Below are 20976 nucleotides of genomic sequence, written 5' to 3' on the forward strand. Positions count from 1 at the left end.
AAGTTTCCGCGGAGTCACGGTCTATCTGCCAGGTCCCTATGCTGACCGAAAGGCGGCCGTCCTAACCGCCGAAGCGCATTGCCGCCTGCTTGGCTGGCGAGATTGATTGCGACTTACAGCTACGATCCACAAAAGACAGATATTTATATTGCCAACCGCTCGCCCGTTCGCAATGAGCGCGCATGCCGAGGCAAAATGTGCTAAGGTCTCTTGGCCGGTACCGAACATCGTTGCCGGTCTGTCGTCGCTGATCCTCAACAACTTCAGTGGCTTATGTGCGGTTTTGTCATAAACGCACACTTTCCCGGGACCTATAACCAAATCTTTGGCCGTCCCGTAGCTTTCACCACACCCACAGGCGTTTGGTTTGACATCCAAGCTCCCCACGCGGAGCTGCTATGCCCCACTTCGACCAATCGACCGTCGAGAACACTCTACTGAAATTGTTGAGCGTAGACGGCTTCGCACGCCTCTCCGGGGAGATGGAGCGTGTCGACCTTCCACTACGGCACGTTCTTGTTGCCAGCGACGTCCCAACCACGCATGTCTGCTTCCTGGAAAGGGGCTTGGGATCCATGGTTGTCAGCAGCATCGACGAAGAGGTGGTGGAAATTGGCCACATCGGGCGCGAAGGCGCATCCGGCATGCACGTTGTCCTGGCGGTGGAGACCACCCCCACGCGCACGTTCATGCAAGTCGCGGGGTCGGGAATCATGGTCCCGATGGAGACGTTCCAGCGCGCGCTCGCCGATGATCCCGAGATGAAGGATTTCTTCCTTCGTTATGTTCACACGACCGTGCTGCAGCTCGCCCATTCGGCGCTGGCGAACGCCCGCTACAACATGCATGAACGGCTGGCTCGATGGATCCTGATGTGTCACGACCGCCTTGAAGGCAACAACCTGGCGATTACCCATGAATTTCTGGCATTGATGCTCGGTGTCCGGCGTTCTGGCGTCACCAACGAACTACACGTCCTTGAGGGCGTCCACGCGATCCGATCGACCCGCGGGAACGTGCGAATAGTGGACAGAGAAAAATTGATCGAAATCGCCGGTGGCTGCTATGGAGTGCCGGAGCGCGAATATGAAAAGTTGCTGGGTCCGCTCCGCGCCGGATAGATCAGCCCACTCGCTTCACCGCTTCCGAAAACGGCAACACGAGCAGGATATCGCCCGTTTCGTTTCTGACCTCGACGCTTCTTGACGCAATGTCATGTCCGAGCAGCACGGCACTGCTCATCAACGCGCGCGCATCACGCACCGCTTCAACGCGGGCGGCGTCCAGATCAGCAAGCTCGGTTCCTTCCCAGTCGTCGAGCGATCCTGCTTCAGACAGTATGTTGAAGTAGAAGCGTGGCATTCGAAATCCTTCAAAGCCGGCATGGCCGGCAGGATAGCCTGTGCATTTTGCCTTTCCGTCGCGCTCAAAGCAACAGCATCGGTAATGCGTTCGCCACGGTGCCATGTCATCGCCGACAATTGTGCGCAATCGCACTGATGGTTGGCCTTGGGAGATTGATGCACTACGGTTCTTATCGCGATCCGGGTGAGCTGTTGCGACGCTCAAGGAGGATGATATGACGGACTTCAATCTCTCACTCCAGATGGAAGACGTGAACGTGCTTTCGGATGCTGTTCGGACCTGGTACCGGCATAATCACGCCACGCCAACGGAACAATCAACACAGCTGCTTTGCAGCGCGGCGGTCGACCTCTATAATCAAGGACACAGGACGCGCGAGGAACTGGTCACGCTGCTGATCATGAAGTTTGATAGCCTTCACTCACTGGGCGTCAACGCGCCATCGTCCACGTCTCATCACTAGCGATATAGGTCTCCTTTCCTGGTGTGACTCCAGAGGGTGAAAAGGCGCTCCTATCGGATATTGGAGAGCACCTAACTGCTTCAATTCCCTCATTTCATTGTCCGATCAAGACATCAAACTCGTCACCGCCGCGGTTCGGCGGTGGTGTACAGAGAACCACTGTGAGATCGATAGGCAACGAAGGCCGCCGCGCCCTCACCCTTGTCATCGACCTCGTTCAGTACTCTACCCATGTCCGTTTCGTTTTTGGCGACCCGCGGTTGGAAGGCGAAGTGCACTCGAGCAATTCGACGATCAGGCTGAATCACGGTTGGCGCCGTGATCTCGAAGCTGCTCAGTTTCGACGCGCTTGCTGTCCAGTCCGCGCTCCTTCGAATGACGCGCCTTATCGCGGTTGGAAAGGACGGCGTTTTCGGTAACCTCATCGGCAGTCAGATCGGTCATGGCGCCTGAACCGTCACCTTTGCCCGAGCGGCCTGGGGGTTCCTTTGGATCTGGCATGGCCGTCCTCCTGCGTGGAGGAAGAAGTCGGAAGCCGACTTGAAGTTCCATCCTCTCGGGGCACCGGGCCCAGAGTGCTTTGTACTCCGTTCAAACTTTTTCTGTCGACAGACGTTGTACCTCCACAATCGACGGGAGAGTAAGATGTCATCCGAAGCCACCGCATCGAAACAACGCGAGATCCAAAAACAGGTCGAGAAGGCCGACAAGAAGCAAAAGCCGGAGCCGTCCGGAGCAATGCAGGCGGGCGCTCGCCGCTATCCGGAACCGCCCTTTCCGAAGGTGCACCGAGACAAGCCGGGATCTGAGGCCGAATTGCCCCTTGCGCCGATGTATGACGCGCCATTCTACAAAGGCTCCGAAAAGCTGAAGGACAAGGTCGCTCTGATTACTGGAGGTGATTCCGGCATTGGTCGTTCCGTTGCCATCCTGTTCGCCCGCGAAGGCGCCGACGTCGCAATCGTACATCTCGATGAAAGCGAGGACGCCAATATCACCAAGGCCGCCGTCGAAAAGGAGGGCCGGAAATGCCTTATCATTCGCGGCGATGTCAAGGATGCAGGCTTTTGCCGGACGGCAGTTGAAAAGACGGTGAAACAGTATTCCAAGCTCGACATTCTGGTCAACAACGCCGCGTTCCAGGTGCACACGGCGGAGATCGAAGACCTGACCGACGAGCATTTCGACGAGACGCTGAAGACGAATCTCTACGGTTATTTCTTCATGGCCAAGGCGGCGATTCCGCATCTGAAGAACGGCTCTGCCATCATCAATACAGGATCCGTGACTGGCCTCGAAGGTTCGAAGGAACTGCTGGACTACTCCATGACGAAGGGCGGAATCCACGCCTTTACAAAAGCGCTCTCCGGTCAATTGGTCCCCAAAGGCATTCGCGTCAACGCAGTCGCCCCCGGTCCGGTCTGGACGCCACTCAACCCTTCGGACAAGAAAGCGAACGATATCGAGAGGTTCGGCGGTCAAACGCCGATGAAGCGCGCCGCCCAGCCCGAAGAGATCGCGCCTGCATATGTGTTCCTGGCGTCACCGCACATGTCCAGCTACATCACGGGCGAAGTTCTTCCGATCGTGGGTGGCTACTGAGGATGCCCTCATACGATTGCCAACTGCTAGACCACGAAGGTGTCGGACAGGCGACCATTATCTTCCGGCGAGTGGTGGTGGTGGGCGGCTGCTCGACGATCTCTTCGAGAAACAGCCTGATTTCGCGAACCGGTTTGAGTGTTCAATGTCTCGACCCGGCGAGCCGCTAGACGAGATGCTCGGCAATGTCCAGTTGCTTCCTGCGAGGAGCCTCTCCGGCAGCGTTCGCCGAGGACCGTTGAGCTGGCCGCCCCAGCCAATGACGTGCCGTAGCGGGCGACTTCGCGCTGTTCGACCGCCTGGGCCGAGGAGATCAGACCGGCGCAACGAAAAGGTCGTCGAGAGTCTTCGTTGTCGCCCTTAGGAACCACTCCATGCGCACTTAGTTGAAATCGAAGCGGAAGGAAGTCGATGAACGAGAATTGGATTCATCTCTGTATCGATATGCAGCGGGTGTTCGCGGAGGACACGCCCTGGCACGTTCCATGGATGCGGGAAGTTTCGCCTCAGATCGAGGAGATAGCCAGTCGGTATGCCCAGCGGACGATGTTCACTCGCTTCATCACACCGGAAAAGCCGGAACAGATGCCGGGGATGTGGCGGGCCTACTACGAGAAATGGCGGACAATGACGCGCGAGCAACTCGATCCGCGTTTGCTCGACATCGTGCCAACGCTGACGCATCTTATCCCGCCGGCACGCGTATTCGACAAGCTGACATACTCGCCTTGGATAAGCGGCGAACTTCACCAAATCCTTTCAAGGGACGGAGTCGATGCAATCGTCCTCACCGGGGGAGAGACCGACGTCTGCTTCTCGCCGCGGCGATGGGCGCGATCGATCTGGGATATCGCGTGATGGTGCTGCGCGATGCCGTGTGCAGCGGCGCCGACGAGACGCACGACGCATCACTTGAAGTGTTGGGCGACAGATTTTCCGTGCAGCTCGATCTTATCACCACGGAAGAGTTCCTCAGTTCGCTCTAATGCGGCTGCGGAACCGGTACCCTGCCGCGTTCTGCCAGCGGCGCGGAGGAATGTATGTCCAAGTTTTTTCAAGGTTCTCTACCTATATCGCCGACCTCTCGGTCAAGCCGGGAACCTTCGTTGTCGCCGTCACGCTCGTGATCGGATGGGTGTTCGGGCCCTTCGTCGGTTATTCCGAGACTTGGCAGCTCGTGATCAACACGAGCACGACTATCATCACATTCCTGATGGTTTTCGTTCTCCAGAACTCACAGAACCGCGATGGCAAGGCCCTGCAGACGAAGCTTGACGAGCTCATCCTCACGTCTCAGGCACAGAATAAATTCGTCGGGATCGAGAAGCTCGATGAGGAGGAGTTGCGCAAGATGAGCAAGGCACTCGCCGAAAAGGCGGAGCATGTCGAGGACGTCGCCGACGAAAAAGCGGAAAGCAAACAGACACCGGCCTGACCGTCTCCAGGTGCGAGCGTACCATTGCCCGATGAAAAACCTGATTTCGATGAGGCTCCGAATGGCGCAGAACAGCGCGAAGCCGTCATTGCTGATTTTCGAGATCAGAAGGTGCGATCGCGCAAGAGTACTCCTCTTCGGCTGGGTGTGGCAGACATCGACGCGCACCTTCAGGTGGCGAGACAGCCAATGGGAGAATTGCAGAATTCGCCGGAGCGGGCCAGGAACATCTCTTGGCTCGAAGGCCATCTGAGAAGTTGGACTTCGATGCCATCGACCTGGACTTGTCACCGCGCATGGACTTTGGAAGCCGTGTCCCCAGGTCGCGCTTGGCGCAACTCTCGGTTCACGAAGCCGCGTCGCCCGCCTCCGAAACCGGGCTCGAAAGTCTCCTTGGTGGCGCCACTCCTGAAAAGGCAAAACTTTCACATTTAGAGCGGTTTGGATAGTCCCCATGCTGATTGGCGAGATTGCTCCGGGGCTATCTGCCCGCTAATTGCATCGACGCAGGCTTTTACGGCGACGACATATCCTCTCCGTCATCGCATGGCCAGTCCTTGATCAGGATATGCGCTGCGTCGCCGAGTGTGCGCACCATCTTGCGCGTTGCCACCGGACCGCGCAGGGCAAGGGCAACCGGCGTGAACGCCGACGATGTATTATTCCAGCACATCGCCCTCCATCCCTCAAGGTACGGATATCGCATCCCACCGTAACAAAGGCGGTATTCTAGAATCTGGAATTGAAGACTGTATGATGGCTGCGTTGACGCAGGGCTGCCGCATGTAAAGGAAAGGGCGCTCTACGACCTCATGCCGGAGCGCCCTGAGCTGCGGTGGCCTGATCATTGTTGGGCAACGCCCGTCGACCATTTACCGGACCCTTATTCATAATAAGGCATTTACCAGCTTTCAAACGGGGGGCGGACCCATCTTGGAAATGGCGGTTGTTTTGCGTACGATCGAATTACCAACGAGGGTTGCGCTGGGTGCTGTTCATTGCGATTAGCTTTGTCCTTGCTCACATTGCCCTGGCCACAGCGATCTTCGCGCTTCGTGGCGGCGACCAACTATGGGTCCTGGGGTTAATTTTCGGGTGGTATTGTTTCGCCATGGTTGCTCTCATTGGCGGTTTATGGGTTCGTAATAGAAAGTCGACCCGGCGCACGGAGCCATTTCCCTGAACGTGGTGCCACGCCCGCGCTCTTTGCAACGGAACATCTGCGTAAATTCGCAGATCTTCGGCGCCGTCGCGTCTGCCTACGACGACATCGTGATGCGAGTCCTAGTTAGGCCTGGACAGCCTGGGAAACATACGGCGGTCGATCAAACGACCGTTCTCAGCCTTCGACTTCCCGGTCTTGCGGTCCTGTCCCACCTCGAAGCTGACTTTATCGCCTTGACGGAGCGAACCGCCGCGTTGCAAGGCAGATACGTGAACGAATACGTCCTCTCCGCCGTTCTCAGGCGTTATGAAGCCGAAGCCCTTGTCGTCGTTAAAAAATTTAACCGTACCTGTCGGCATGAGAGCCTCCCGTGTCTTTCGCCCTGTGAAGCGGAAGCTACAGCGCCAGCGCTCACCATTCAATGGGCAGGGGAGATGCTATGGCCTCGTTCGCGCTCATGATCGCCGACCGGCGGTTCTCCAACGATCTGATGAGGCGGCGATGCTGCTCTCGGACGGTAAAGAGGTCGCGAATGGAGGACCTATCCCGTCCGCACTTTTAACGCGCCAGCGCGGAAACGTTCCAAAGGGGTTGCCTTTTGAACCGGAGCGTCAGATCAGCAATCTCACCAAAGCATCCTCGTCTTTGACCCCATGTTGGAACGACTGGATTATCCGGCTGGCCATGTCCTCCCGTTCGGCGTCTGTTTGGGGTTGTCGCACCGAGATGACATGATCATATACCCTCTGGCAGAGGGCGACTTCTTCGTCGCTCAACACGGTTTGTGCTTCGGCTATTTGGAAACGGATCATGGTGCCCTCACTTTTCCTCCGGATCGAGAGTAGGGCGGAATCACACCTATTCAAGCACTCACAATGCAAGACCATGTGGGATCGAAGTCTCTTTCGATGGCATTAACACCCAAAAGAAGCGAACGGATCATCCCCCATAAAAGACATCGCCTGTTGTTTGGGCAGTGCCATTGCCCTGGACGAATTGGCAAAGCGGGGTCGAGAAGCAGTTGGATGGGCGACTTCACAGGAATGGCAAGAGGACGGGACTAACCTCCCTCGAACTGCTGGTACGCCGGCATATTGAGGGTCACCGCCACTGCCGCGACGTCTTCGGCAAACGCGACCTCGTTCTCTGCGGCTGCGACGGACTGCAGGGCGCTTCCGACGGGTGACCAATCTCCAGTGCTTCGTTCCCTCTGGCCGCCGCCCAGCGGGCATGCTCGCAAGCGGAGTGGTCAGTTTTTCAAGAACCGCCTTCCATTGATTGATTGGAAGGTCGCGGATCGTTGTCGTCATCGCCGTGGCTTCAGTGTTACCTTGCGTGATGGTCGCCCTTGTCGCCCTCGCCTTGCTTGGCGTCAGTCTTCGCCTTGTGGCGGCTGTCCGCAGAGAGCGATCGGCTGACGTCGACCGACTCCTTGAAACGGCCTTCGTCGTCGCGGCGGAGGTAGCGCTTGTCGGTTCCGGTATCGATAAGTTCTCGTTTAGACATAGCGGATCTCCTGTTGGCCCACCGATAAACGCAGAACGATTCGATAGGTTCACTCGGACGTGCCAAGCTCTCGTCGCTTGCTCAGCGACGCTGTTGCAGATGCCATTCCACGCCTGTATTCGGATTCTTCGCCGGGTGCGGCCCTGCACCAAGGCCGTCGCCGTGTCTGCGATGGTGGTTGAAGGTTTTCGGCGCGGTCCTAGCTCTCATCGCTGAACAAGGAGATCCACATGGCTGGACGAGACGTCGAGCCGGTGGTCGCGGTGGTTTCCGAGGCCGTCCGGCGCTGGTTCGAATTCTACGAGATCACGCCTGACAATATGCGTTGGACGCCCTTTGCAACGCGGCACTCAATCTCTACAGAGACGGCTATCGGACTATCGACGAAATTGCCACGGTGCTGATCGGGACGTATGTCAGGCTGTCTGCCACTCGGATCAACGCGCCGACATCGGAAGCTGTCCACTAAGGCTTAGGAGGTGTGGACTCTTGGGTTTCCAAGGCTGAGCAAATCAGATTCAAGACTGTCTTTTGGAGGCAGTCATGGGTGTTTTGGATCGTCTGATCCTTCGGGACGAGCAGTGGGAGCGGATATCGCATCACATCATTGGTGACGAGCGCACGTCCCGTCTTGCGGGAGGATGTCAGCGACGAGATGGCTAATGCCCAAGAAAAGCCGGGCCGTGATCCATGGGATCCATGGGCCGCTTGGGCGAGTAACGGCCAGTCCCTATACCTGACATATGCTACGCACTTACCCGAGATCGACGCCTCCGTCGAGGTCGTGCACCCGGCAGATATGCGTTCTTCTCCATCCATTCCAGGACGATAATCGTGATCTAACATTGCCGTCATGCTGAGCTTAGTCAGCCGGACTCGCAGTGAGGGAGGGGCACAGGCAGCCGTTCGAACGGTGGCTGGAGGCCGGTGGTTCGTCTCGCCGTCCATGCGCGCCAAGATGGTCGAAAAAGGGCTCTTCGTCGAACGGACGTTACTACCTCCCCGCGAGCTCGAGGTGATAGAACCGGTAGCCGACGGATCTTTCCCACAAAGAATATCGGGCGCTGCCTCAACCTGCATGAGAAAACGATCACGCATCACATGACCGAAATACTGTTCAAGCTTGGCGCAAGCGATCGAACGGAAGCAGCAATCAGGTGGCGACAGGGCGCCTAGCGGATACAGAGTCGCGACGGCGGTGAGGCGCACGGGCTGATCGCCAAGGACGAGAGGTCGCCGACTATTTGCGTTCCTATCCGTCTCCTCCAACTCGCCTTCGGCATCCGTCGCGGCGCTCGGGCGCCCGAGATCGGTCGATAAGTTGACGATTCGTCAGGGAGGTTCTGACTGGAGCTCAGCAACATCGCTAAAACCTCCCTGACGTCCTTTTAACAAGGATCAGGAGAAACTAGGCCGGATTATGCGGAGAAAAAGCCGGACTTAGGTCCGGCTGGCACCTATCGGGCGCACTGCACATATTAGGTTCGAGGTAACGTGAAGGTCCGTGGAGGGGCGGGACAGGAGGAAAATATGAAGTTCGGCCCCGATAACTACAATCACGAAGAGCGATGTTCGGAAGGCCATAGTGCGGCCTCGACCATCGCAACGATATCAGCAGCTCTTTCCGCCGATCCCGACATTGACAGCAGTGCCATCGAGATCAGGATGCTCGGCCCCGTGGTCCTGCTCGAAGGCTATATAACAAACGGGGCGGACCGCGACAAAGCCATCTCGCTTGCTGCGATGATCGTCGGCGAGGAGAACGTCCAGGACCGGATGCTGAGCCGTTTTCTCAGGCAATAGTCAGCGGTCTTCATACGGGCTGGGACTAAGGTCCGATGCATCCCGGCATGAAGTCCCAGATCCGGAACCGGTCCTGTATTTGACGGTTTGGCCTCCCAGCGGAACCAACCGCATCCAAGGAGGAAAACAGATGAATATCAAAGTAGTAGGAATCGCCGCAGGCATCCTGTTGGCATCGACCTCTGCGTTTGCGCAATCATCGACGGTTACGGGCGCAGCAGGTGGTGCCGCGACGGGTGCAGTCGTCGGCGGCCCGGTCGGTGCTGCTGTCGGCGGTATCGTCGGCGGCGTGGCAGGCAGTGTCATCGATCCGCCGCCGCAGAAGGTGGTGACCTATGTTCAACAGGCTCCGGCCCCGACCGAACGCGTCGTGGTGAAGGAGAAGATCGTCGTCGGACAGCCGCTACCCGAGACCGTGGTCGTCACGCCGATCCCCGATGACCCGAAGTATGCATACGCGATCGTCAACGATCAGCGTGTGATCGTCGAACCTTCTTCGCGGAAGGTCATCCAGGTCTTCCAATGACCGACGGGCGGCCCAGCCGTCCTTTCAAACAGTGAGGGCACAGAGGCGTCGCATGAGAATGCGTCGCGGCATCGCGTGCCCGAAACCTCGGAGATTGATCATGAAAAGCAACCATCTCGCCATGCTCGCCGCAGCGTTGTCACTGAGCGTGTCGCCACTTGCGACACCGCCTATCGCAGCCCAGCAGGACACCAAGAGCAGTGGCCAGGCCCAATCCGGCTCTCAGAAGGGCACGGATGCCGGCTCGCAGTCCGGCTCCAGCGCCGCCGGAACCGGCACCGACTGTACCCCCGATGCTTCGGGAGCCTGCCCGCGAGGCAAGGGCCAGTCATCGCAGCAGGAATCCGGCCAGGGTCCGGACTTGAAAAAGAGCGCCGAGCAGCCCTCGAACGATAATTCTTCGACGAGCGGGAGCGCCTCCGGCAAGTCTTCGACAGAAACTAAACCCGGATCGCAAGACGCCAGCGGTGGCACCACGACCGAACAGAAGTCCGGCACCACGGATGGCAGCGGCTCGGCCACCTCAGGCGCGAAGAGCAGCACGCAAAATGCAAAGCCCGCGCAGGGTTCGGACACCACGACCACGCAGAGCGGCGACGCATCCAAACAGTCGACCGATCAGAATTCGTCGACGACCAACAAAAGCTCTTCCGAAACCAACGTCAACAACAACGCTACAACGAAAAATCAGACATCCAACACCAAGACCAACGTCAACATTTCCGTTGAACAGCAGACCGAAATTCGCACAGTCGTACAGGAAGTCCACGTCGAGCCTGTGAAGGAAGTAAACTTCACGGTCTCCGTCGGAACGACGATCCCGAAGAAGGTTCGTCTTGAACCACTGCCGCCGCGCATCATCAAGATCGTTCCGCAGTATGAAGGCTACCGCTTCTTCATCCTCGCGGATGGTCGGATCGTCATCGTCGATCCCGATGCGCTGACGATCGTCTACATCATCGAGGCTTAACGCGGATGTCCTGGCGGCGCCTTGCGCGCCGCCAGGACCGCAGGAGGAACCAATAATCTACCATGACGAGAAACCGTCCGGCATCGCTTTTCCCGATGTCGTCATCCTGATTGCCATGGTCGCGGCTATCGGCGGTCTGATACTGTCATCAAGCCATCGGGCATTGGCATGGGTCTGGGTTACCGTGAGTTCGGCTGACTCTTGATTGCGCCTCATCATGCTCGACGTTGACAACGGGACGGGTCAAATGTTTGCCCGGCCATCTTCCAGTGATAGCTTTGAATTTTTTCACGTGGCATTTCATCTCGTCATTATGGACTCGCCGGAACTTTTGGATGCAGGCCGTCCGTGACTACTCGAGCATAGCCGCGAAACGATCTGCTTGTTATGCGCCAGGCCTGGACGGGGCTATTGCGACGAGTCGGGATATTTCGTTGCGCGCCTTGGCCAATTTGTCCGTCGGAACGCGCCTTCGGGCCTCGACAGGAACAGGGCGCCAATTTGGATATGAGCGAACATTCGCAACGCCCGATCTTAATCTCTGATCGACGCGACAATGGAGGCTGCGATGTAGCGCTCCTCCCCTTGACCGTCGTTGAAGTAGTAGACGGCCAGTATGGACGCTTGATCGCGCTTCACGACGCGAGGATAACCGAGATCGCCCGTGCCGCCATCGCTTCGGATGATCTTCTCGGCGCCCCATGTCTGACCGTCGTCGGAGCTCACGCGCATCCTGATGCCAAATGGCGGATCACGGTAACCGTAGACGAGCAGAAGCATGCCGTCGATCTGCCCGAGCGCGGGCGGATTGCCATTGCTGCCTGTATTGTTGACGATGCAGCCTTTCGGCCCCCAAGTCTTTCCTTGGTCATCGGAGATGAAGGCTTCTATCCAGCCCTTGTCGCCGCCTGTTCCCATGCAGCGCGTCAGCGTCAGCGCCATCGGAAAGTGCCGTCGATGCCGGCATGATTGAATAGCCCTCGGGTTCTGGGCCGACAAAGCCTTGAAGGCCGAAGCTACGCCCGCCGTCCGCCGTGCGGGCGCAGAACACTCTGCCTTCCGCACCATCCTGCTTGGAAGTGCTCAGCATGAAGAGCGCATCGTGCCTGCCTATAGGAACGATATCGGTGCGCGCAGAAATCGGAAGCTCCAGACCGGTGAAAGGATGTGGACCCCGCCATGTCCGCGCCCGATCCCGGCTGACATAGAACCAACTCACAGCGTCGCCGTGCACGCCGGTTCTGGCGCACATGACGATCGTCTCTGGATCGAGAAAATCTATGGGTTCTTCCAGGCAGCGGAGTTCGTCATGAGCCGACAGACGGAAACGAACCTTGAGATCGGCGTTCAAGTGCTCGTCGGCCGACAGCGAGAGCCCACCTGGCACGCGAGCGGAGAACCGCTCGCTCGTCCATGTCAGACCGCCGTTCAGGCTGCGAGCCTGCCAAGGCACGAATGGGTAATCACGGTCCAGTTCGTGAAGCGCCCCTTTCGCGCCGAGTTTGCCGCGCGCGAAAACGGCGACCACTTCGTCACCCCACGACCACAGACCATAGTTCGCGGGCCAGCCTGCGAACTCGCCGCGTTCGCGGTACAACTCGAGATTGCGGAGTTGCGTGTCCATGTGGGCTCCAGACCGTCAGAGCGCCTCGACTGGAAGCGCCCGCACCAGCAATTCATCCTGTCCGAGCAGCTGTTCGAGGTTGCGACGATATTGGCGCCACCAGGCCCTATCGAGAGTGTCCACCATGACTTCAACTACGATGACGTCATCCTCTTCCGCGCCCTCGCCGTTCGACCAAAGCCCTTTTGCCGGCGAGTTGAGATATGCCGTCGCCCCGCCATGGCGCGCCGTCATCTCGCGCTGAACTGTCGCGATGACGTCTTCTACCTTGATTGTCACTTGCGGCGCTGCCGGAATAAATACCTGTATCAAGTGCGTGTCGAGTTCTCCTCGTCGCCAGACATCGACATATGACGGGGTTCAGTTGGATTGGCGGTCCGCTTGCGGAGGCGCTATGCTCTTACCGGCCACAAGCGACATGAGTGCCAGCGCTGAAAGGTCCTTCTCCACCGCGCTGAAAGCGGTGGTTTAATCCTCAAGATCACGCAGCCGTTTAGCTTGGAGATGTTCATCGGCAGATCCTCGCTGGAACATGACGACCGCGCCAGCAAGTTTCGCCACTTGTCAAAAAGATGACGAGGGAACCACGCCGACAGTTGGCCCAGGTCGCTCCGGCTTCGGCCTCTTTACGGCTTGCTTATCGGAGGCGCTCAATGCTTCACGCACTTCTTCTCGTCCCAGGACGGCTGAAGCCACGAGCGTTTCCCGGGGCCCGCGAAGTCTCATCCAGGTGGCGCCTGGCGGTTTCGAGGCATTGACGGAGGTTCGAAGCGCGGTTGGCGTCTTCACGGTGGTAGCTCGGCGACGCGACATAGGTCATTTGGAAGCTCCTTGCTGATCAAGAGGAACACCTGAACAGAGTGCCGGTTCCACTGCTGGCCTGATTGGACCGAGCTACGCTCATCGCGAAAGCCGGAAGCGGTTCAATCTTGCCTGCATCAGGAATAAACGAGCGCGAGAGGTCTTGTCTGGGCGGCGGAACAAGCAGTGTCGCCTTCAATATCTAATCGCACGATCCACCCGCCGTTCGGCGCATGCGAAAATTCCCTTCGCGACATTCGATCGAATTCGCCAGCGGAGGACTCTTTGGTTTTTACCAATCTGAGCCCTGTTTGTTGGCGGGTGCCTGGAAGCGTGGCTGGCGGACAAGGCCGAGACGGGTCTTTATGACCTGCGCCCTGAAAACATCGGCTTCAACCAGCATGCCTCCGGGTCGTCCGGGGAAAGGTCGCGGTAGGATTTGCCCTCGATGCTTATTCCGCGGCCTGCCGCAGGTGACGAACGAGGGTCTTCGGCATGGCGATCCGGACCAGAAACTCGTAGTCATCAACCATATGGTGGACATCCGATCCGATCCTGGCGACAGTCCAATAGTCGCGGGCGGCGCCGAAAACGGTCGAAATTTGCACTACTTCCCAGACGCTTCCCACTTCCTGGCGTCTGGCCCAGTAGAAAAGCTCAGGTTCAAGGCTGGACAACTCAAGCATCCGCGAACTCCCAATCGCCTAACTCGCATGCAACGATGAATCGTTCGTCGGAGCGGGGTCCAATTCAAGACAGTCAATCCGACCGATGGTGACCCTACATGATCGTCCAGCGGCTGTCATCGCGCGTCGCAAGAATCCCCAAGCGATTGCGAAGCCGTCCTCGTCGACATATTGCAAGGCTCAGCCCAAAAACGAGTTTGCGGAACGCCACTGGTACCGACTGACGAGCGAAATTCCGCTTTTCATGTGTTTTATCGCGGAATTGCGCTCGTTGGTGTGCTCGGCAAGGGCCAAGGCCGAAGTCAGCGAACAATGTGCCGACGGCGACGCTCAATGCCTTTTTGTCTTGAATGCTTTGTAGAAGGGCATAAATGAACTGGCGCCAATCTTGACTGCATCGGTCGCCAGGATCGAGGTCTTTCGGTCGACTAAGCGCCTATCGACGCATGCATCTGCCCGCAGACCGCAAGGCTTCCACGCATTGCCTTCACCCGCCTTTCGGCATCTTCGAATGAATAGGCCCAGATCATGGCAGACCAAGTCGATGGGCCCATCTCGTATTCCAGTGCGAAGAGATACATCGCCTGCCCGTGTTCGTCCTTTCGGACGAATTGAGCGTCCGGCTGTTCGCGCGTGTCGCGGAGTTTATCGAAACTGATTACGCTCATATCGAACTCATCTAGCACAAAGACATGATGGCTTGCCGTCTCGCCGAAGCGGCTGCAAAAGCCGAACGATGAACGGCCGCCATGCGGCGGCCGTGAAAGCGCGTTGCGGTATCACGCCGCCCGCTTTCCCTTGGCGTTTGCCGAGGACTCGGCAATCTGCGTCAGTTTCTTGTCGGTCGCTTCTTCTTCCGCAAGCGTTGCCTGCAGCAGCGGTACGGCGTCCTTGATGCCGAGCTGCTTGGCCCACGCGATCAACGTGCCATAGCGGGCGATCTCGTAGTGCTCCACCGCCTGCGCCGAAGAGATCAGTCCGGCATCCAGGGCGACCGTGCCCTTGAACTCTTCCATGATCTCATCAGCTTCGGCAATGATGCCCTGAATGGCTTCGCAGGTCTTGCCGCGTGCCGGCTTGCCGATCATTTCAAAAACCTGTTCCAGACGTTCGACGTGTGCTTGGGTCTCGTCCCGATGCTGCAGGAAACCGGCTTTGCCCTCCTCCGACTGGGCGGCGCGGGCCATTTTCGGCAGCGCCTTCAGGATCTGTTTTTCGGCGTAATAGATGTCCTTGAGCGTGTCGAGGAACAAGTCGTTCAGCGTCTTTTCGGTTGCCATTGAGTCCTCCTATGGCGTGTTGATGAGTTCTCTCCCGGTCGAACATTTGAGCGCCGAGTGACGCCCCGGTAACGGCGGCGCCATCTCTGTCCGGCCAAGGACGAGACCGACTCAACGGGTTGCAGTCGGCGATAGATCAAACCATTGCCGACGTTTGTTGTTCCTGCCCCGCCCATTTTTTCACGAGATCTGGGACGTCACGCACGGAGCTCTCCGGATAACGTGAAAGATCAATGTTGTGCGGCATCGCGTGGGAACGATTTTTGCCGGATCGTCGTTTCGAGTTCCGGATCGTGTCGCTTACCAGCGATGCCTTTGGACGGTCCGCTGCCTTCCGGCATCTTGAGCGTTCTGTTGCTTTGGAAGAGGTCTGCCGATGACCGAAACCGAGATTTTTGTCCGGTATCGTACAGCAACAATTAAGATGTCCGGAACTTTCCTTTCATCCCAGGAGAGAAAAAATGACGTCTCTCTGTATCTTCACCACGTCCCGCGTCGCATCGCCAAGAAACATCCTCGATCGAGCTGGAGATTGTCGAACTGACACCTGCGTTGCACGCATTTGCCCGAAGATTCCTGCGTAGCGAGGACGACATCGATGATCTCGTCCAGGAAACGCTGCTGAAGGCGTTGAATTCGATCCATCTCTACCATCCTGGCACCTCTCTCAAGTCCTGGCTCTTCACCATCCTTCGAAATACGTTCTGCAGCAATTATCGTCGGCGGAAGCGCGAGCCGGTCGGAATGGATGTGGTCCTTGAACAGGTCGCGGTCGCCCCGAGCCAGGAGTGGGCGCTTCGCGAGCGTGAGCTGCGACAAGCACTGACGCGCCTCTCCGACGACAGACGCCGCGCACTGACGCTGGTGGCAGCCGGAACGAGCTATGAAGATGCCGCCAGGATCTGCGGCTGCCGGATCGGCACCTTGAAGAGCCGCGTCAGCCGGGCCCGTGAAACCTTGCAGTCGCTGCTTGGGAACCAGCTGATCGACTGACCGCGCTCCCGCTTCCGACAATCGTCACATCGGCATGGGAAGAATTCCGGATGGCGGCTTCGCATAGCCGTCTCTTTATCGCAGTGGAACAGGCGCGCGCCATATGCCCGATCCGCTGGGCCTACCGCAGAAAAGACGTTTCCTTCGCCAGAACATATCTTCGCGTTCCAGGTTCGGTGATTTCAGTCTTGAAGTCTAGGAGAAGAACCATGGATAAGCGTGAACTCGGTAAAGGTCTGGCGGTGGTCACCGGCGCCTCGACCGGCATTGGCTACGAACTCGCCAAATGCGCGGCGCGGGAAGGATATGATCTGATCATCGCCGCCGACGAGACACGCATTCAGCAGGCAGCGGCGAGCCTGAAGGAGCTTGGCACGTCGGTCCAGGCAATCGAAAGCGACCTTTCCACCGAAGACGGCGTCGACCGACTGATGGAAGCCATCGAAGCTTCCGGGCGTTTGGTCGATCTGCTGATGGCCAATGCCGGGCGCGGCCTCGGCAAGGGTTTCCTCGACCAGGATTTTGCCGAGGCCCGGAAAGTCGTCGATACGAATATCATCGGCACCATCTATCTCGTCCAGCAGGTGGGCAATCTGATGCGCAGCCGCGGCGAGGGTCGCATTCTGCTCATCGGCTCCATCGCCGGCTTCATGCCCGGTTCCTACCAGGCCGTCTATAATGGCACGAAGGCTTTCATCAACAGCTTCTCCTTCGCGTTGCGCGAGGAATTGAAGGAAACGGGCGTGACCGTCAGCTGCCTGATGCCCGGCGCGACCGATACCGAATTTTTCCAGCGCGCCGATCTCATGGATACCTTGGTCGGCCAGGCGAAGAAAGATGATCCCGCTGATGTCGCCAAGATCGGCTTCGATGCCATGATGGACGGCGAAGGAGATGTCGTCAGCGGCTGGAAGAATAAACTGCAGGCGGCCGTCGCCAACGTCACACCCGCAAGCATCCTTGCGCATCAGCATGCCAAGATGGCTGAACCAGGTTCGGGCAGGGAATAGCCGGGCTGCGGGGGTGCCAGACGGCATCTCTCAATTGATCACTGTCGACAGGAACGGCACTGCCAGCACACGGTTGCCGTTCTCATCATCGATCTCGAAGATTTTTCCCTCGATGCGCTGCCCCTGCATGACCAGTTCTGCGACCATTTCGCGGGCGGCCATCAAGGCTTCCTGCTCGGCAGCCTGAACGTTGGAAAATTCTATTCCTTCGAGATCCCGTTCGACCTGGTCGCCGTCGCGAATATGAAAATAGAATCTCGTCATCACCATCCCCCAGTTCGGCCGCTCATTTCTCACGCGGCTGCCTCAACCGTCTTCCCGCCGTCACCATCTCGCCGTTGCGTCGTGACGTGATGCCTTCCAACAGGGTTCGGGCGGCATTGCGCACTTCCTCCTGAAAAGCCCTATCCTTCTCGAAGGCGTCGTGGCTGGTGGCGTAGGGCTCCCAATAACCGATGTAACGGTCCACCTCGGCCAAGGCTCCGGCCGGGAGGAGGTCCATCGACTTCAGCCAGTCCGAGACGCTGCGCCGGACATTCTCGACACCTTCGGTATCGCCATGGACGACGACCGAAAACAGGCGGCCGGAAAGATGGCGGGGATAGTCCCATCCCTGCATCTCAAGCTCCTTGGCCTCCTTAGCGTGTTTGCCATGCGTGCTCGTCGGATCCGGATTGCCGCCGTCGGCGCAGACAAGCCGGTCGATCATCAGTTTCAGCGGCGAGGGCGTCTGGTACCAGTTCACCGGGCTGACGATCATGATGCCATGGGCCTCGACCCACATCGGGTAGATATCGTTCATCCAATCGTGGATCTGTCCGAGCGAATAGTTCGGATAGCAGGAGCATGGCCAATGACAGAGCGCGGCCGATGTCGAGAAGCACGCCTTGCACGGATGGATCTGCCGGCCGTATTCCGAAGCAATGCGACTGAGGTCGAGGACGCTGACCACGGCATCGGCTTCGGCAAACACCTCCTTGGCGATTTCGACCATCCGAAAACTTTTGGAAAGCTCGCCTGGACAGCTATGTTCACTTCGCGACGAACCGTTGATGAGGAGGACGCGCAATGGCGCGGTCTCGTCCTCGAAGCGTGCTTGCGCAGCGCGGATTTGATCTCTCGCCGCGAGCCAATCGACGCCGAGATCATAGTCCGGGTCGGCAAATTCTGGTCCGGCCTTTCTGGTTATCGGGCTCTTTCGCGAATGGGCGTAAGCATCCCAGGCGGCCGCGGCGACCTTGCCGAGTTCGTTACCCAGGGTTTCGTACGCCTGATCCTTGAACTGGCTCAGGAAACGCTTCTTGAATTCGCGCTCGTCGAGGCGAGGGCTCGGGCTGCCTTTTCGCGGTTCGAGGTCAGGTGCGTTCGCGGCTGGTTCGTCAGGCATTGGACCTCCACGCATCTATGCGCTCGACACAACGCGGGTGAGCCGGCTTCTGTTCCGCTGCCTCCAAGTTGCATCGTCTGTCGAGGATCGGTGGTTCGGGCCGGTAACAATCGGTCGTTGTCCCGGTTCGAAATTAAAGCCGATCGGATATCCAATCCGGCGACGGGACCGTGGCGCGCGGCACGGGCGTCATTATTTTCGCGCCCTTCTTTCAGCCGTGATCCCGAGCTGGCTTATGCAAGCCGGATGGAACCAAGTATCTGGGGGCTCAATGACGCCTTGCCAACAGTCGGATTCGTCCCTTTCGGCGCGCTGTTGTCGGAGGCGGATATCACGCTGCTTCAGCCATCTCTGACCGTCGACGACCTGCCCGGCACCCTCAACCACTTCGATACTCGGCTACGGCTGAGGAAGCGGCCCGCTGAAGCCCGTGCACCGCATGCTGCGGCAGGCTTTCCGCCTCGTCGAATCCATTCCTCGTCGCAGTGGCACGACAATATCTATCAGGGCACAGCTACCGGCGGCGCCTCAACCGCATAATGGCGTTGGCTTCGTCGGCACAGATAGACCTCGCGTTCCGGATGGTCGTTGATTCGAAAGCCGGCGCTGCGCAGCATTGCCTCGACCGCCGCCTGGTTGGGAATGAACCAGTTTGTCGGATCGGACGCGTAGCGTTCCTCGACAAAGAAAAGCTTCGGATATTCCGGCTGGTCGAAGATGCTCCATTCGGAAAAGTCGTAATCTTCCCGAAGGTCGGGAATGCGCTCGTCGCCGCGCTGGAGGCATTGGAACAGCATCATGTCGCCGACAGCGTGTTCATAGAGAAGATCCAGCGCCAGCAGGGGGTGGCGCAGGTGGTAGAGCACGCCCATGAAGATCACCAGGTCGAATTTTTCACCCAGTCGGGCGACGTCATAGACCGACATCTGCCGGAACTCGATGTCCGCTCCCGCGTGCTCCGCCGCGAAGCGGGCCTGCGCCAGGTAGCGCGGGTCGGAATCGATGCCGACGACACGGGCGGCGTTGCGCCGTTTCATCTCGAGGGCATAGAAACCCGCGTTGCAGCCGACGTCGAGCACGCTGAGACCACTAAGATCGGCCGGCAGGACATGCTGGAACCCTTTCCATTTAAAGGTCGGATAATCTCCGAGGAAATGATCGGCCGCTGTCATGTGGCCGCCGAGGTTCAAATTCTGAAACCACGGGCCGAGTTCCTGGATCCGCTTTTGCAGGTCCGGATCTCTGGTCGGCTGTGCTGCATCCATCTCGGCTCTCCTTTGTCGATTGTCGCTCGCGGGTCAGATGCCAATCGCGGCGCGTTCAGTTTTTGCGCGCCGTCGCCAAGTCGAGCGCCGCGTGACTTGCGCGCCATCGAAGTCGCCGTCAGGACGGGCCGCGGCGATGAACCAATCGGCCGTCAGGCGCAGACCTTCGGCAAGCGGAATCGTCGGCTGCCAGCCGAGAAGGTCTTTTGCGCGTGAGATATCGGGCCGTCTGCGCTGCGGGTCGTCTTGCGGCAGCGGCTCATGGACCACGACGGATGTCGACGGCACCATGGCCAGCACCATGTCGACGAGCTGTTTGATCGTGAACTCGCCGGGATTACCGAGATTGACCGGGACGCGCGGATTGGGATCGACATCCATCAGCCCCATCAACCCTGCGACGAGGTCGCTGACGAAGCAGAAGGAGCGCGTCTGGTCGCCACTTCCATAAATCGTCAGCGGCGCGCCGGATATGGCCTGCACCAGCAGATTGGAGATGATCCGGCCGTCGCTCGGCTGCATACGCGGCCCATAGGTGTTGAAGATGCGGGCAACGCGCGCATCCACTTTGCCGGCCCGTAGCATATCGAAGCAAAGCGCTTCCGCCGCCCGCTTGCCTTCGTCGTAGCAGGCACGTGGGCCTGTGCAGCTGACGTTGCCGCGGTAGTTCTCCGTTTGCGGATGCTCGACGGGATCGCCATAGACCTCGCTCGTCGACGCCTGCAGGAGCGAGGCACGATGCTGTTCGGCCAGCGAAAGCAAGTTGCCGGTGCCAGCGACGCAAGTCATCATCGTATGCACCGGGTCTGCCTGATATTGTGGGGGCGATGCCGCACAGGCGAGGTTGTAGATCTGGTCCAAAGGCTCGTCGACGCCATGGAGATGGCAGATGTCCTTTTCGATCAAACGGAACTTCGGATGGTTGATCAACTGCCGGACATTGTTCTCCGATCCGGTGATATAGCTGTCGACGCAGATCACCCGGTCGCCGCGGGTCAGCAGCGCATCGCATAAATGCGAACCGACGAAACCGGCTCCTCCGGCAACAAGCACGGTCTTAACTTTTCCGTTTCGCGTCCTTTGCAACATGATGCG

At 58.5% G+C, this 20976-nt stretch carries 23 protein-coding genes and 5 pseudogenes; 13 read left to right on the forward strand and 15 right to left on the reverse strand.

Annotated elements, in window-relative coordinates; translation table 11 throughout:
- Positions 1-398: 398 nt before the first annotated feature.
- The gene (locus ACS4RS_RS33015) at positions 399-1121 is read left to right on the forward strand and encodes a Crp/Fnr family transcriptional regulator (RefSeq protein ID WP_449314154.1); all 723 of its coding nucleotides are present in this window, start codon (positions 399-401) and stop codon (positions 1119-1121) included.
- 1 nt (position 1122) lies between these two features.
- Here ACS4RS_RS33015 and ACS4RS_RS33020 read toward each other — a convergent pair whose 3' ends face one another.
- Positions 1123-1362 (reverse strand): DUF6894 family protein, encoded by a 240-nt coding sequence (locus tag ACS4RS_RS33020; RefSeq protein WP_439013778.1) that lies wholly within the window; start codon positions 1360-1362, stop codon positions 1123-1125.
- Between the two features lie 217 nt (positions 1363-1579).
- On the opposite strand from ACS4RS_RS33020, the gene ACS4RS_RS33025 reads away from it, so the two are divergent.
- The gene (locus ACS4RS_RS33025; RefSeq protein ID WP_439013777.1) at positions 1580-1828 is read left to right on the forward strand and encodes a hypothetical protein; all 249 of its coding nucleotides are present in this window, start codon (positions 1580-1582) and stop codon (positions 1826-1828) included.
- 294 nt (positions 1829-2122) lie between these two features.
- On the opposite strand, the gene ACS4RS_RS33030 is transcribed toward ACS4RS_RS33025, so the two are convergent.
- Positions 2123-2329: a hypothetical protein gene (locus ACS4RS_RS33030; RefSeq protein ID WP_439013776.1), complete on the reverse strand. Its 207-nt coding sequence runs from the start codon at positions 2327-2329 to the stop codon at positions 2123-2125.
- Between the two features lie 144 nt (positions 2330-2473).
- On the opposite strand from ACS4RS_RS33030, the gene ACS4RS_RS33035 reads away from it, so the two are divergent.
- The 3 genes and pseudogenes from ACS4RS_RS33035 to ACS4RS_RS33045 all read left to right on the forward strand — a co-directional run bounded on the left by ACS4RS_RS33035 (position 2474) and on the right by ACS4RS_RS33045 (position 4865).
- A complete protein-coding gene (locus ACS4RS_RS33035; RefSeq protein ID WP_439013809.1) occupies positions 2474-3430 on the forward strand; it encodes an SDR family oxidoreductase in 957 nt (318 codons plus the stop codon).
- 411 nt (positions 3431-3841) lie between these two features.
- Positions 3842-4416, forward strand: a pseudogene (locus ACS4RS_RS33040) (cysteine hydrolase).
- Positions 4417-4466: 50 nt separating this feature from the next.
- Complete coding sequence (locus tag ACS4RS_RS33045; RefSeq protein ID WP_439013775.1) at positions 4467-4865, forward strand: low affinity iron permease family protein; 399 nt, start codon at positions 4467-4469, stop codon at positions 4863-4865.
- 431 nt (positions 4866-5296) lie between these two features.
- Here the strand turns inward: ACS4RS_RS33045 and ACS4RS_RS33050 are convergent.
- The 4 genes and pseudogenes from ACS4RS_RS33050 to ACS4RS_RS33065 form a co-directional block, all read right to left on the reverse strand.
- Positions 5297-5538 (reverse strand): annotated as a pseudogene (locus tag ACS4RS_RS33050) (DUF982 domain-containing protein).
- A 611-nt stretch (positions 5539-6149) separates the two neighbouring features.
- Positions 6150-6389, reverse strand: a complete 240-nt coding sequence (locus tag ACS4RS_RS33055; RefSeq protein WP_439013774.1) for a cold shock domain-containing protein — start codon at positions 6387-6389, stop codon at positions 6150-6152.
- Positions 6390-6641: 252 nt separating this feature from the next.
- Positions 6642-6842 carry a hypothetical protein gene (locus tag ACS4RS_RS33060; RefSeq protein ID WP_017992679.1) on the reverse strand — a complete coding sequence of 67 codons (201 nt, stop codon included), beginning with the start codon at positions 6840-6842 and terminating at the stop codon, positions 6642-6644.
- A gap of 514 nt (positions 6843-7356) precedes the next feature.
- Positions 7357-7536, reverse strand: a complete 180-nt coding sequence (locus tag ACS4RS_RS33065) for a hypothetical protein (RefSeq protein WP_439013773.1) — start codon at positions 7534-7536, stop codon at positions 7357-7359.
- A gap of 230 nt (positions 7537-7766) precedes the next feature.
- Between ACS4RS_RS33065 and ACS4RS_RS33070 the strand changes: the two are divergent.
- The 6 genes and pseudogenes from ACS4RS_RS33070 (at position 7767) to ACS4RS_RS33095 (ending at position 10835) form a co-directional block, all read left to right on the forward strand.
- Positions 7767-8005: pseudogene (locus ACS4RS_RS33070) on the forward strand (hypothetical protein).
- A gap of 74 nt (positions 8006-8079) precedes the next feature.
- Positions 8080-8175, forward strand: a pseudogene (locus ACS4RS_RS33075) (IS5/IS1182 family transposase); the annotation flags it as partial.
- A 288-nt stretch (positions 8176-8463) separates the two neighbouring features.
- Entirely contained in the window at positions 8464-8712 is a 249-nt protein-coding gene (locus ACS4RS_RS33080) for a LuxR C-terminal-related transcriptional regulator (protein ID WP_439013772.1), read from the forward strand.
- Positions 8713-9066: 354 nt separating this feature from the next.
- Positions 9067-9339 (forward strand): BON domain-containing protein, encoded by a 273-nt coding sequence (locus ACS4RS_RS33085; protein WP_439013771.1) that lies wholly within the window; start codon positions 9067-9069, stop codon positions 9337-9339.
- A gap of 130 nt (positions 9340-9469) precedes the next feature.
- Positions 9470-9865, forward strand: coding sequence for a DUF1236 domain-containing protein (locus tag ACS4RS_RS33090; protein WP_439013770.1), 396 nt, complete (start codon positions 9470-9472; stop codon positions 9863-9865).
- A 100-nt stretch (positions 9866-9965) separates the two neighbouring features.
- Positions 9966-10835, forward strand: a complete 870-nt coding sequence (locus ACS4RS_RS33095) for a DUF1236 domain-containing protein (RefSeq protein ID WP_439013769.1) — start codon at positions 9966-9968, stop codon at positions 10833-10835.
- A 534-nt stretch (positions 10836-11369) separates the two neighbouring features.
- Here ACS4RS_RS33095 and ACS4RS_RS33100 read toward each other — a convergent pair.
- The 5 genes and pseudogenes from ACS4RS_RS33100 to ACS4RS_RS33120 form a co-directional block, all read right to left on the reverse strand.
- Positions 11370-12459, reverse strand: a pseudogene (locus ACS4RS_RS33100) (sialidase family protein).
- 15 nt (positions 12460-12474) lie between these two features.
- Positions 12475-12738 carry a hypothetical protein gene (locus ACS4RS_RS33105; protein ID WP_439013768.1) on the reverse strand — a complete coding sequence of 88 codons (264 nt, stop codon included), beginning with the start codon at positions 12736-12738 and terminating at the stop codon, positions 12475-12477.
- A 974-nt stretch (positions 12739-13712) separates the two neighbouring features.
- Positions 13713-13946 (reverse strand): hypothetical protein, encoded by a 234-nt coding sequence (locus ACS4RS_RS33110; RefSeq protein ID WP_439013767.1) that lies wholly within the window; start codon positions 13944-13946, stop codon positions 13713-13715.
- Between the two features lie 428 nt (positions 13947-14374).
- Positions 14375-14614, reverse strand: coding sequence for a hypothetical protein (locus ACS4RS_RS33115; RefSeq protein WP_439013766.1), 240 nt, complete (start codon positions 14612-14614; stop codon positions 14375-14377).
- Between the two features lie 111 nt (positions 14615-14725).
- Positions 14726-15226 carry a DUF892 family protein gene (locus ACS4RS_RS33120; protein WP_439013765.1) on the reverse strand — a complete coding sequence of 167 codons (501 nt, stop codon included), beginning with the start codon at positions 15224-15226 and terminating at the stop codon, positions 14726-14728.
- A 519-nt stretch (positions 15227-15745) separates the two neighbouring features.
- Here ACS4RS_RS33120 and ACS4RS_RS33125 point away from each other — a divergent pair.
- A complete protein-coding gene (locus ACS4RS_RS33125) occupies positions 15746-16219 on the forward strand; it encodes a sigma-70 family RNA polymerase sigma factor (RefSeq protein WP_449314158.1) in 474 nt (157 codons plus the stop codon).
- 209 nt (positions 16220-16428) lie between these two features.
- Positions 16429-17229: an SDR family NAD(P)-dependent oxidoreductase gene (locus ACS4RS_RS33130; protein WP_439013763.1), complete on the forward strand. Its 801-nt coding sequence runs from the start codon at positions 16429-16431 to the stop codon at positions 17227-17229.
- 30 nt (positions 17230-17259) lie between these two features.
- On the opposite strand, the gene ACS4RS_RS33135 is transcribed toward ACS4RS_RS33130, so the two are convergent.
- The 4 genes from ACS4RS_RS33135 to ACS4RS_RS33150 form a co-directional block, all read right to left on the reverse strand.
- On the reverse strand, positions 17260-17493 hold the full coding sequence (locus tag ACS4RS_RS33135) for a DUF6894 family protein (RefSeq protein ID WP_003551473.1): 234 nt from the start codon (positions 17491-17493) through the stop codon (positions 17260-17262).
- Positions 17494-17515: 22 nt separating this feature from the next.
- Complete coding sequence (locus ACS4RS_RS33140) at positions 17516-18616, reverse strand: NAD(P)H-dependent oxidoreductase (protein WP_439013762.1); 1101 nt, start codon at positions 18614-18616, stop codon at positions 17516-17518.
- 503 nt (positions 18617-19119) lie between these two features.
- Complete coding sequence (locus ACS4RS_RS33145) at positions 19120-19881, reverse strand: TIGR04290 family methyltransferase (protein WP_439013761.1); 762 nt, start codon at positions 19879-19881, stop codon at positions 19120-19122.
- A 33-nt stretch (positions 19882-19914) separates the two neighbouring features.
- Positions 19915-20970: an NAD-dependent epimerase/dehydratase family protein gene (locus ACS4RS_RS33150; protein ID WP_439013760.1), complete on the reverse strand. Its 1056-nt coding sequence runs from the start codon at positions 20968-20970 to the stop codon at positions 19915-19917.
- Positions 20971-20976: the final 6 nt, after the last annotated feature.

Origin of the sequence: Rhizobium sp. F40D2, from assembly GCF_051810745.2 — a bacterium.
Lineage (GTDB): Bacteria > Pseudomonadota > Alphaproteobacteria > Rhizobiales > Rhizobiaceae > Rhizobium.